Genomic DNA, 12,641 nt, shown 5'->3' on the forward strand with positions numbered 1-12,641 from the left:
TATATTCATTGTATTTTAAATTTTTCTACATTTCAACTATATAATACTAAATATTATTGTTTATAATCCAATTCTTAATTAATATATAGAATTATTAGTTTATAATTTTTACTTTGCTCCTATCCAATACCATTTTTAGAGAATTTTCAACTGTTTCAATTACATCCTTATAACTTAAGTATACATTTGCATAAATATAATCTTCATATAAATTGTATTCTGTTACTCTGCAATATAATAGCTTTCCTCCATCTATTAGATTGCTTAAAATATAATTATCTTTTCTTGGAACATAGCCTATTACATAACCTGTTTCTCCAACTATTTTAATAGCATTTTCATCATACAAATTATCTTTCTCTCTATTTAGATAATATATTTTACTCTTCTCTAATTCTTTTTCAAGGCATTCTCTATTTCTGAATCTTGAACCAGCAACAGCTACTGAAGTTAAATAGATATCCTTACCATGTTCATCCACTTTTACTTTTTCGATATTTATAAATTCTTTCTTCAAATTATTACTCTCATATAATAGTCTTCTCAATTCATCCTTCAACCTTAGGTTTTTTTCTTTTTCATAAGCTTCTTTAACTATTTTCAATTCTCCAAGAGATAATTTTTCTCTGTATCTTTTTAAAATATTTATGGACTCTTTTCTTACTTCATTTATATTTCCAAATATACCTTTTAAAGATATGCTTTTTCCTTCAGGATATAATGAATTACTGCCTTTAATAACAATAAAAAATAACATATCATCATAATATTCTTGAGTTAATCTATCTTTCTCTATATCTTCCATTTTTCCAATTAAGTCATCTATGTTAAATGTCTTTTCAAAAAAGTTTAATAACTTTAATCTAGAATCTGTACTTCCTTTTTTAGATATATGCCAATACACCTCAAAATCTCTAATATCTCTATCCAAGTACGGCAATAAATCATCAAAAGATAAATTCATAGCATAAATTTCTGACATTTTTATCATATCTTCTGTTTTTCCACTTGCATTTCTTAATGCTTTAAAATATATGTTCTTCCACTTTTCACTAAGTAGGACAGCATTCATTTCTTTCTCAAATTCAACCTTATCACATTCTACAGTTTCATCTTTCAATACATTTATAGCTATTAAGAAAATTGAATATAAACTTTCAAATGTGGTTCCATAATTGACTACAATTGGTAAAAATTGATTTACTAATTGTACTTTATTACCTATGTATTTAAAATCTACACTTAATAAGTAGTTACATATTAGATGTGCTAAGTTATCTATCTTTTCTCTATCTAAATCTCTTCTTTCAAGATATTCACTCAAATCAATAATAGAAATAATATAATTCATTAATAATCGTTCATATTTTGTATCCTTATACCCCTCTTCAATTAGGTAGGAATTTATTTTAAAGTCCAAAATTTCCATGTTAACAATAGCAAATACTTTTATTGAACCTGTAGCCTTTTTAGATAAATTAAATAAATATGTATTGTAAAATTCTAGTTTCTTGATAGTATTGCTCAAGTAAAACACGTATTCTCCAGATTTAGAAAATGTATCTACAACTTCTCTTATATTTTCTTTCTCTAAATATTTTTCACTTAAAATTAATCCAAGTTTTACATACTCAGCCTTTTTACTTTTATATATTAATTCTTTAGTTAGCTTATATAACCACTTTTCATCAATCATCATTTCTTTTACTAAAGTATTTATCTTTTTTATAAAAACTTCAAAATAGCAAATTAGAGGTTTGGAATTATTATTCTCCAATAGATAGATTTCATTAGATTCACTTTTATACATATTTAAAATTCCATCTACTAGATTATTTGCAAGTTCTACTTGCTCTCTTAAAGGTATATTTTCATATATACATAGATAATTCATTTCAAATGATTCTTTATATCCATCATAACCCTTAACTTCCTGCAATTGTTTAAAAATATTACCCATTAAATTATCCTCCTTTACATGATATAATTTATATTGATTATACTACTTATTTCGGTAAGTTTACATTTCTACGCAAAAAAATATTACTAGAATTTGAAATTCTAGTAATATTAGTAAAATTGATTATGTAAATACCTTATCTTCTAACAGTAAATGATGTCATTATTAGTTTAAATTTTAATTCCTCTTAATATAAATCTACTATAACGTTAAATTTATCTATCAAATTCAGTTAACTTTACAATCATCTCTTCACAAATTTCTTTTATTGTCTTATTATCTGTATTGATAATAATATCTGCACATGCCATGTATTTTGCTTCTCGTTTTTTCATCAGGTCAGATATAAATTCTACATTCATATTATTATTAAGTATCGGTCTTTCATCACTATGTTTAACACGCTGAAAAATAGTTTCTGGACTTGCTGTCAACAAAACAATCCTTCCGCTTTTTTTCATATACTCTACATTTTTATCTTTAAGTACAATTCCTCCCCCACAAGAAACAACAATACCTTTCTTTTGTTGCAGATTTATTAGTGTTTGGCTTTCAAGATTTCTAAAATACTCCTCCCCCATTTTTTCAAATATTTCAGAAATACTCATACCTTGTTGTTTTACTATATATGAATCTGTTTCTACTCGTTCCATCTCTAATAAATGACTTAAGTATGATGATATAGTACTTTTACCTACACCCATAAATCCAACAAGCATTATATTGTAAGAAAATAAATTTTTAGCTTGTATTTTCTTACTTGTTTTAACCATATATCTAAAAATATCTATAATTTCATTTTCAAACTTATTACCTTTTAATTTATTAATCAATGCCACTTCTTTTTTATTTTCATAATCTGATTGTAAAATAGGTAGACCTTTTTCTTTCTTAATATCTATAATATCTTTTATACATTCCATTCTTTTTTCAAGCAATTTTATAAACTCATCATCATATAAATCTATTTTTGCTCTTATATTTTCTATATTTTCCATAGTGACACCTCAACTTTCAAACTGGACAAAATTTAAAAACTTTGCAATTATATTATACTGATATTAAACCTCATAATCACACACTTTTTCTTTTCCATATCTCATATTTACAAATAAAGCAAGTAAAATTCCAACAAAAGTTATAGCTACGTTAAATAATACAACATATTTTGGTCCATTCACTCCACCTGATTTTGTAATAATACCTGCTATATTTAAAATAACATAGTTCGCTATACTAGATGCAATCATAACTATAGATGTTATTTTTCCTTTATTAGTTGGAAACATTTCATTTGCTGTTGATGTTGTTAATTGGAGAACACCACCTGCTGCTGAATAGCCTATTACAAATCCCCCTAACATACAAATAGTTGGAGTTTGAACAAAATATACGACTAATAGCATAATCAAAGCAATTATAGGATATATAACTAGTATTCTGATTGGCTTAATATATTTTTTAATAAGTACAGAAGTTATTAATACTGCACATATTACTCCCATTGAATAGAAAGACTGAATTTTTGTAGGGTCAGCCATACCATATAATTTCCCCAATTCCTGATTACAATTTAACCATAATACAAACGTTGATGTACATGTAAATCCAATACAAACAAGAGCTATACTTGTTGGTGTAAATTTCATCTTTTCTGATTTAACTGTTTTTCCTTTATTATCAGTAACATTATTAGCTGGTGGAAATGGTAATACAGCTATCAAAATTGCGTCTATGATAATAAGAATAGCTGTTACTATAAAAATAACTTTAAATGATATTGAATTTGCTGCGACAAAACCAATTACAAAAGGAAGTAAAAATTGTGCTAAAGCTATTGTAAATTTAGTAAACATATTTGCTATTGTTCCTAAACTAGCAAATATCTCCATACAAGAAGGAGTTACACACGTATCTAAAAACGAGTTAGCAGCTCCTCCAATTATTGCAAATACATATGCTACATAAAAGTTTGGTGAAAATACAATTCCAACGAAGAAAATTGCATGCAGAAAATTTCCTATAAGACCACTTACTTTTCTTCCATACTTATCTGAAATAGGTCCTGCAAATGGATATGATATAAGTCTACCCAACCCTAATGCGGCAATAACAGCCAAAACAATACTTACATCTAATGTCCCATCTGATAGTGTTTTAGCCCCCCACATTGATGAAAATTCTGGTTTATATTGTCCTAAAATTGAAATTCCGATACCAAGTAAAAAATATGAAAAATACAACGCTATGGCAGTAGGATAATATTTTTTATTGTTCATAGTTCTTCTCCTATTCTTGTTAATTTATTAACATTTTTATGTACAATAAACTTATCACCATAATGGGATTAAAGTATAGTCAGTTAAACCTTTAAATTTAACTAGACTACAATACAAAACCCACCATGACAATTTGTAAATTATTATTTAAAACATAACTCATTTACCTCTTCTACAGGCATTTCTAATCCAGTATATAAATTAAAAGCTTCTGCTCCTTGGTATAATAACATTCCTAATCCACCAATAGCCTTACATCCATTAGCTTCAGCATCTTCAATCATTTTTGTTTTCTTTGGATTATAGACCACATCTGTTACTACTAATTCTTTTCTTAAAACACTAACATCTTTTATATTAGTTTCATTATCATGAGGTTTCATACCGATAAGAGTTGCATTCGTCAATATGTCACTTGATGCTATCTCTTCATAAAGTTTTTCTGTATCTTCTAAATCATATAGATTAACAACACATTCTGGAACTTCTTTTTTGATGTTCTCAACTGTTTGTTCTGCTCTTTTATAAAAATCATCCTTAGCATTGAAGATAGAGATTTCTCTTGCTCCATCTAATGCACACTGTACTTGTATAGCAGTCGCTGCTCCACCAGCACCCATAATCGTAATCTTTTTACCTTTAACTTCTACTCCATTTTCTTTTAAATTACGAACATAACCTACTCCATCTGTTATATGACCAATTAACTTTCCATCTTCATTTACAATTGTGTTACATGCTCCAATTATACGAGCTGCTGGAGAAAGTTCATCCATATATCCTGTAACAGCAGATTTACATGGCATAGTTACATTAGCTCCCTTTATATTAAAAGTTTTTATTGCTGAAAGTGCATCTTTTACCTTGTCTACTGTAATATCAAAAGCTAAATATCTATAATCTAAATCTAATTTTTCAAAACTATAGTTATACATCACTGGCGATTTAGAATGACCAACTGGTGTACCTATTAATGCAAACAAACCTGTTCTACCTGAAATTTCCATAACTATCATTTCCTCCCGATATTATCATTTTCTTTGCAAATAATCTACTCAATTATTTGCAAAGAAAAATTTATTTATTTTTATATATTTAATGCTACCTCAAAGGCTTCTTTTGTTGCATCTAATGCTCTACGTGCTTTTACTGCATCCCCAACAACATAAGTTTCTTTTACAAATTGTTTTACAGATTCACTTAATGGGTCATAATTACGAGAACCCATAGCAAGCACTACTGAGTCAAATCCTTTTAAATCGTGTTCTGTACCATCTGCAAGTAAATAGTCGACACCATCATTATAAAATTTAGCAACTTTTGCACCAGTAACAGTATGTATATTATAATTTTCAAAATCATTCATAAGGAACTTACGGTGCTCTGAAATCACGTCTGCACCAACTTCTTCTCTAAGCTCAATAACAGTAACCTCATGCTCTTGTTCTCCAAGGAAAGCTGCCACTTCACAACCAACCATTCCACCACCAACAACAAGTACTTTTTTCCCACAAGATTTATTACCATCAAGAAGGTCTACAGCATGTATCAATCCTGAATCATTAATTCCTGGTATAGGAAGTACAAGTGGAGTTGCTCCAGTAGCTATAATAACTGCATTAGGTGATTTTTCTTTTATAAGTTCTACTGTAGCTTCTGTGTTAGTACATATTTTCACACCATATTGATTACATTTTGAAATGTAACTTCTAACTAAATTAGTGATATCTCCCTTACCTGGAGGATATGCAGCTAAACGCATTTGACCACCTAGAACTTCAGACTTTTCAACTAAAGTTACATTATGCCCTCTTTTAGCACATACCCATGCTGCAAGCATACCTCCAACGCCTCCACCAACAACCAACACTTCTTTACTAGTTTCAGCTGGTTTAAGTTCTGCCTCATGACCTAATATAGGATTTGCAAGACAGGCTATAGGTTTACCTTGGAACATATTTGGTACACATCCTTGTAAGCAGGCAATACATGGTATCATTTCATCTAACTTTCCATTTTTAGCCTTATTAGGCATTTCTGGGTCAGCCAAACTTTGTCTACCAAATGCTACTAAATCACATCTACCTTGTTTAACCATTAACTCAGCAAATTGTGGTTCTGTGTAACGTCCAACTGTTATTACTGGTATACTAACAGCTTTTTTTATTTCTGTGACTAATTCTGCACTGAATCCAGCATGTAAAACTGTAGGAGCCCACATATATTCATCATGTATATGTATACTACGAGAAACATGAAGTCCATCTACTCCACAGTCTTCTAGATATGCTGCTATTACTGAACTATCATGTACATCTATTCCACCTAAAATATCATCTGTACTATTTATACGACATAATATTGCTAGAGAATCTCCTACTTTTTTACGTATATTTTCAATAATAAGACGAGCTAATCTCATTCTATTTTCAAAACATCCACCAAACTCATCTACACGCTTATTTGTTCTTGGTGATATAAAACTACTAACTAAATATCCATGAGCACAGTGAACTTCAACAGCATCTGCACCAGCTTTTTGTGCACGTAATGCAGCATCTCCATAAGATTCTATAAGTTCATATATTTCTTCAGTTGTTATTGCTAATGGTGTGTTACGACCATTCGATGCAGGGATTGCAGATGCAGCTTTTAGTGGATGACCTGCTATTTTTTCATTCCCTTCAGAACCAGCATGTTGTAATTGTATAGATACCTTTGAACCTGCATTATGACAAGCATCTATTACATTTTTAAAACTATCTATTGTACTATCATCATATAAACAAGGTTTACGAGGGCCTCCTTTTGCTTTTTTGTCTACAACACTAGATTCTATAGTTATCAATCCAAAACCACCTAAAGCACGTTCAAGATAATAAGCTTTAGAAGTTTCACTTAAAGTCCCGTCTGTATTTGCAAAATTATTTCCCATAGGAGGAACTACAAAACGATTTGGAACTGTCATCGAACCAATTTTTATAGGTGTAAACATAGAACTAATCTTCATAAGGTTTTCCTTCCTTTCAAGTTTTGATTTAAAATTTTCATATTATAATACTTTGTATATTTTTCTATTTTATAGATTTATTTTGGAGATACTTCAGGCCATGCTTTATCTAAAACTTTTTTAGTTGCATTAAATACAGTTTCAGCAGCAGTTGATAATCCCTTAGATATTAAAGAGTCAGATATTACTTCTGCTCCTATAACTCTTGGTGATATATTGTGCTCTTTTATTATTTTCACAAATTCTTCTGTATTTCCATATCCCTCACCTGGAACTACACGGTCATGTAGTGATTCATCTCTAAGTTTTTCATAAGGAGTTTCTAAAACATCACATACTTGAATTGATACTATCTTGTCTGCTGGAACAGGTGCAAGGTCTTTTGCTGTCTGTTTTGCTCTAGCCCAGTGCCAAGTATCTAATATAAGCATTGCATTTTCGCGATTACATCCCTTAACAACACGCCATGCAGTAGCTAAGTCTGGCACACCACTATATGGCATAAACTCAAGACCTATAATAAGTTCTCCTGCTCTATCACATAATTGTCCCAATGCTGTTATAATTTGTTCTTCAGGTATCATTTCTAATAAACCGCAATTTATATGTTTAACATTAAATAAACGAGCCATATGATAAACATTTTGCTCTTTTTCTCTTTGAGCTTCGCTTCTGTCTTCTTCTGTTCCCCATTGAGTTATATACTCTACTTCTGTAACTTTCATATTATATTCCTCAAGAATTGCAAGCATTTCTTCATCTGTAACTCCAGCGTTTTTTGCATCTACATAATTTTCAGCTCGTAATCCAATACCATCAAAACCAGCTTCTTTCGCAATACGCACTCTATCACGGAATGAAACTTCTGTACCTAGTGTATAAGAACTAATTGTAATTGGAATATTAAGATTTTTTTGATTATTCATGAGTTAAATTTGCCCCCTTTATTTTCTTTAAAAACAATAGTATTTTTGATTTTATATTTTTATTTATCCTACTAGTAGTATTATTTAACTTTAAAAACAATAGTATTTTTTGATTTATCTTTATCTAGATTTTATAAATTTATTGTACCATGAGACTTTACTAATAACAAATTGATAATTTCCTATCAATTCATAGATTTTGTTTATAGATTTTATTTATGGGATACTTATTTTGCTTTCTAGTGCATCATATAAATATCTTTATCTTATAATTCAGACAAAAAACGATAAATTTTTTTAAAAGCTTTTATTCTTACTGCATAATCATATATAATAAAAATGTGAAAAATATCTTGAAGATCAGCTTCTCCAAATATATAAATAAAAATACCCAGGAAAGGATGAACAAAAATTGAATTTATATCACCTACGCTATTTTGTTACATTGGCACATTTAGAACACTATACAAAAGCAGCAGAAAATTTATCTATAACACAACCAAGCTTAAGTCATGCTATATCTTTGCTAGAAAGTGAACTTGGAGTGGCTCTATTTGAAAAGGAAGGTAGAAACATAGTACTTACTAAATATGGAAAAATATTTTTAAAAGACGTGGAAAAATCATTAGAAATTTTAGATTCAAGTGTAAAATCATTAAAAATAACTGGTACTGGTGAAGGACAAATAGACCTGGCTTTCCTTAGAACCTTAGGTACTGACTTTATCCCTGATATAGTGCATAAATTTTTAAAATCTAATCCTGATAAATCAATAGATTTTAAATTTCATACTGGTGTAACGACTGACATTATTCAAGGTCTTAAAGAAAGAAAATACGATATTGCTTTTTGTTCGAAACTTGAAAAGGAAAAAGGAATTGAATTTATACCTGTTGCTAAACAAGATTTAGTATTAATTGTACCATATAGCCATCCATTAGCTGCAAAGGATACTATAGACTTAAAAGAAACCATCCCTTATCCTCAAATAGTATTTAATCAGAGAAGTGGGCTTAGATATATAATTGATGATATGTTTAAAAAAATAAATCAACAACCTAACATAGTCTATGAAGTGGAAGAAGACCAAGTAATTGCTGGATTAGTTGCAAAAAATTTTGGAATTGCTGTAGTACCAAATATGAATATGCTCAGCTTTACAAAAGTGAAAGTAATTCAGATTGTTCACCCAAGTTGGGAAAGAAATTTCTACTTAGCAGTTATAAAAGATAGATATTTACCTCCTGCAATTAAAAACTTTAAAAACTTCGTCATTAAAAACGCTCAACTATAATTTATTAATAAAGGGGTTATTTTTAAATACCCTCTTTTATTATTTTTATAAAATAAAAAAATCTATACTTTTAAAAGTATAGATTCCTAACTGACAGTCGGCATCCGAGTCTCAGTAATTATCGTTATACAACAGCAACTGAATTTCAGTTCCTGAATAACTAGGTTATTTACATTATATCAAACTTTATAGCACTTGTCAATGCTACCTACCTCATTTTTTCGAGCCATGGTCCAACAGGCTCTACAATAGGAACCTCTTTGAATCCCCAATTTCTTATATCATTTACACTAGTTGGAGTATATATTTTATTTCTTACAGATTTAAATATTTTATTTTTTTCTCCATATTGCATGCATTTTGGATTAGCTTCTATTAAGCCTCTTCTTGCTCTGCTAAGAGGATTACATAAAATATCTGCTATCTCCAAACCTTCTCTATAATCTACATCTTCCTTTTTAGCAATTATAAAACCTTTAACCTTATCTCTTAATTCCTCATCTATGTCTAAATATATTGTTCCATTATTAAAAACATCAAAAAATGCCTTTTGTACTTTTAGATTTGATACGTCGTCTCTTGATTCGATAACTATTCTTGCAGATTCCACAGTTTCATCATTTACGAACGAATAAAAGTTCTGAAGTACATGTATAAAAGCCACTACATAAGGTTCCTTTGAAGGTGCATAATATTTTTTTAATCTAGCTTTATCTACTGTTACTGATATTATAGTACACTCTAATCTAGATAGAAATAAAGGTAATTCATCATAAAAAAACTTAATTTGTGAATCATCAAACTTCTCAAATGCTCTTGATTTTCTTGATATATCTGTCAAATGTATTCCTATATTACTAGTACCAAAGCACTGTTCTTTAAATACATCCATTTCTTTCCTTAAAGAACAGACATAATCTCCTTGACTCACTGCATATTTATATTCAAAAATTACTCCTGTTAATGTAAATGGGTCTTCATGATTTATATCGGCCCTTCCACTTTCATCAATAAACATTATATATTTTTTCTTTGTAATCTCACTCACCCTCTTAACATATGATGATAGCATCTATATCCATTTTATATGAGTTTTAAAAATATTCCAAGATTTTTATATAACTTAAATTTAATTTTACACTAAAAAATTGAGATGTAAAAACAATCAACGCTTTTGACGATTGAATTTCACATCTCAATTATAGTTATTTCTTAATGTATAGGTTTATTATTTTCCAATAATATCCATTAATTTGTCCATTACTATATAAGATACTCCTCCTCCAATTTGATAAGGAGTTTCAACTTTTTTATTTGCAAATACTCTTTGTTGTTCTGATGATAATCCTGAATTATCCACTAGAACTATTGGTGAATGTAATTTTACAGCTAATGGTCCAGCTGATAAAGCATCCACTAAAGTATCTGATTTACTAACTAATATAGCTTGTAAATCAACATCTCCATAGAATTTCTCTATTACTTTAGCATTAGTATCTACTCTGCTATTTCCATATATTCTATTTCCTGAAACATCTTCAGTAGTTATCTCATTCATTTTTGCTATTGCTGAATCACTAATTGCACTTGGTCCACCTATAAAGTATGCATTTTCTAATTTTCTTTCTGTTAGCCATGCATAAGATTCTTCAGTAATTCCATCTTTTTTAAGCAATATTATAGGTTGCTTTTCTTCTCCAGCTTTAGAAGCTATAGATAGTGCATCTGCTTCTCCACTTCCAGAAACCATATAAGCTGTTTTTATTTCTTCTCTACTTCCAAGTTCTGTAGCTATTTTTGTAGCAGTTTGGTATCTGTCTTGACCTGCTATTCTCTTTGTTTCTGTATTAAAAGTAGTTTTTATTTCTTGTTCTAATTTAGAGCTTATTGCATTTTCTCCACCTATCAATATTACTGTTTTAGGTGCTAATAAATTCATTTGTTCAATAGTCTCAGATGGTAATTTATCTGTATTAGTAAGTAATATTGTTGAATTATAACTACTTGCTAAAGGAGTAGCTGTTATACCATCAGCTATTGCATTACCATTTACTAATATTACAGTATCTGAACTCTCAGCATTCCAGTTTCCAACTGAACTTATCTTCTTAGCTGTATCAAATCTATTTGCGCCTATAACTGTATCCCATGTAGGATTTATAGTTCCATCTTCATTGAAAGTATAATCTTTTCCATCTATTTTTTGAGTACCAGTTAGCATTTTACCATCTTTATCTAAATAGTAAGATTTTCCTTCTATTTGTTGCCATCCTGTCTGCATTACTCCTGTTTTGTCAAAGTAATATTTGTTACCATCTATTTCTTGCCAGCCTGTAACTGATAATCCATCAGCATCTAGATAGTATTTCTTTCCATCTATTTCTTGCCAGCCTGTTTGCATTACTCCATCTGCATTAAAGTAATAAGTCTTTCCATCAATTACTTTCCATCCAGATACTCTTACTCCATCAGTTCCTAAGTAATATTTTTTGTTGTTAATTGTTTTCCATCCTGTTTGCATTACTCCTGAAGCATCAAAATAATACATTTTTCCATTTACTTTTAACCAACTATTTTTTTGGTATGTTCCATCAGATTTTACATAATACTTCTTACCATTTTCTGTTTTCCATCCTGTTTGGTTTAAATTTATCTTATATTTTGCTGCTATTTTTATATAACTGTCATTGCTATAATCTATAATTACATCTGAACCCACTGGAACTTGGTCAAATAACCATCTAACTTCTTTATTATGCATTCTTATACATCCACCAGAAATATGCTTTCCTATAGAACTCTCATCATTATTTCCATGTATTCCATATGTATCTCCATAAGTTCCTTTTAATGCAAGTCCCATCCATCTATCTCCTAATGGATTTCTTGGGCTTCCTCCAGGTATATTACCTTTATAATATGGTCTGTTTTTTATCTTATTAACTACTTTTGTCTTCCCTGTTGGTGTCTCTGAACCTTTTTTCCCTGTTGCAATTTTAAACTCTTTTACAAGTTTACTATTTACAAAGTATCCTAGAGTATTTTTTCTTGAGTTTACTATAATCACATGTTTGCTGGCTGCACTTGATTCTGGTACCCCACATGCGAATACTAAAACTAAAGTCAGTGCTAGTACTAAATACTTTTTTAGACTTTTTTTCACTATAACTTC

The 12,641-nt window shown here is 29.5% G+C and carries 9 protein-coding genes; 1 reads left to right on the forward strand and 8 read right to left on the reverse strand.

The window, feature by feature from the left end:
- Nucleotides 1-94 precede the first annotated feature (94 nt).
- The 6 genes from ACTG45_RS15005 to ACTG45_RS15030 all read right to left on the reverse strand — a co-directional run bounded on the left by ACTG45_RS15005 (nt 95) and on the right by ACTG45_RS15030 (nt 8,175).
- Nucleotides 95-1,960 carry an HIRAN domain-containing protein gene (locus ACTG45_RS15005; protein WP_479919280.1) on the reverse strand — a complete coding sequence of 622 codons (1,866 nt, stop codon included), beginning with the start codon at nt 1,958-1,960 and terminating at the stop codon, nt 95-97.
- Nucleotides 1,961-2,175: 215 nt separating this feature from the next.
- Nucleotides 2,176-2,958, reverse strand: coding sequence for a shikimate kinase (locus ACTG45_RS15010; protein WP_021385643.1), 783 nt, complete (start codon nt 2,956-2,958; stop codon nt 2,176-2,178).
- Nucleotides 2,959-3,021: 63 nt separating this feature from the next.
- On the reverse strand, nt 3,022-4,239 hold the full coding sequence (locus tag ACTG45_RS15015) for an MFS transporter (protein ID WP_021385647.1): 1,218 nt from the start codon (nt 4,237-4,239) through the stop codon (nt 3,022-3,024).
- A 143-nt stretch (nt 4,240-4,382) separates the two neighbouring features.
- Nucleotides 4,383-5,246, reverse strand: coding sequence for a shikimate dehydrogenase (aroE, locus tag ACTG45_RS15020; RefSeq protein WP_021385619.1), 864 nt, complete (start codon nt 5,244-5,246; stop codon nt 4,383-4,385).
- A gap of 80 nt (nt 5,247-5,326) precedes the next feature.
- On the reverse strand, nt 5,327-7,249 hold the full coding sequence (locus ACTG45_RS15025; protein WP_021385605.1) for an oxidoreductase: 1,923 nt from the start codon (nt 7,247-7,249) through the stop codon (nt 5,327-5,329).
- Nucleotides 7,250-7,326: 77 nt separating this feature from the next.
- Complete coding sequence (locus tag ACTG45_RS15030; protein WP_021385594.1) at nt 7,327-8,175, reverse strand: sugar phosphate isomerase/epimerase family protein; 849 nt, start codon at nt 8,173-8,175, stop codon at nt 7,327-7,329.
- 412 nt (nt 8,176-8,587) lie between these two features.
- On the opposite strand from ACTG45_RS15030, the gene ACTG45_RS15035 reads away from it, so the two are divergent.
- On the forward strand, nt 8,588-9,469 hold the full coding sequence (locus ACTG45_RS15035) for a LysR family transcriptional regulator (RefSeq protein ID WP_021385590.1): 882 nt from the start codon (nt 8,588-8,590) through the stop codon (nt 9,467-9,469).
- Nucleotides 9,470-9,677: 208 nt separating this feature from the next.
- Here the strand turns inward: ACTG45_RS15035 and ACTG45_RS15040 are convergent, their stop codons facing one another.
- Complete coding sequence (locus tag ACTG45_RS15040; protein WP_021385641.1) at nt 9,678-10,541, reverse strand: DUF3800 domain-containing protein; 864 nt, start codon at nt 10,539-10,541, stop codon at nt 9,678-9,680.
- A 156-nt stretch (nt 10,542-10,697) separates the two neighbouring features.
- Nucleotides 10,698-12,632, reverse strand: a complete 1,935-nt coding sequence (locus ACTG45_RS15045) for a cell wall-binding repeat-containing protein (protein WP_021385607.1) — start codon at nt 12,630-12,632, stop codon at nt 10,698-10,700.
- Nucleotides 12,633-12,641 lie beyond the last annotated feature (9 nt).

Source organism: Clostridioides sp. LIBA-7602 (assembly GCF_056688945.1).

Excerpts from the sequence above, each read along its gene's own strand:
- ACTG45_RS15015 (WP_021385647.1), bottom strand. The coding sequence starts at position 4,239 with ATGAACAATAAAAAATATTATCCTACTGCCATAGCGTTGTATTTTTCA.
- ACTG45_RS15025 (WP_021385605.1), bottom strand. The coding sequence starts at position 7,249 with ATGAAGATTAGTTCTATGTTTACACCTATAAAAATTGGTTCGATGACA.
- ACTG45_RS15010 (WP_021385643.1), bottom strand. The coding sequence starts at position 2,958 with ATGGAAAATATAGAAAATATAAGAGCAAAAATAGATTTATATGATGAT.
- aroE (WP_021385619.1), bottom strand. The coding sequence starts at position 5,246 with ATGGAAATTTCAGGTAGAACAGGTTTGTTTGCATTAATAGGTACACCA.
- ACTG45_RS15040 (WP_021385641.1), bottom strand. The coding sequence starts at position 10,541 with ATGCTATCATCATATGTTAAGAGGGTGAGTGAGATTACAAAGAAAAAA.
- ACTG45_RS15030 (WP_021385594.1), bottom strand. The coding sequence starts at position 8,175 with ATGAATAATCAAAAAAATCTTAATATTCCAATTACAATTAGTTCTTAT.
- ACTG45_RS15005 (WP_479919280.1), bottom strand. The coding sequence starts at position 1,960 with ATGGGTAATATTTTTAAACAATTGCAGGAAGTTAAGGGTTATGATGGA.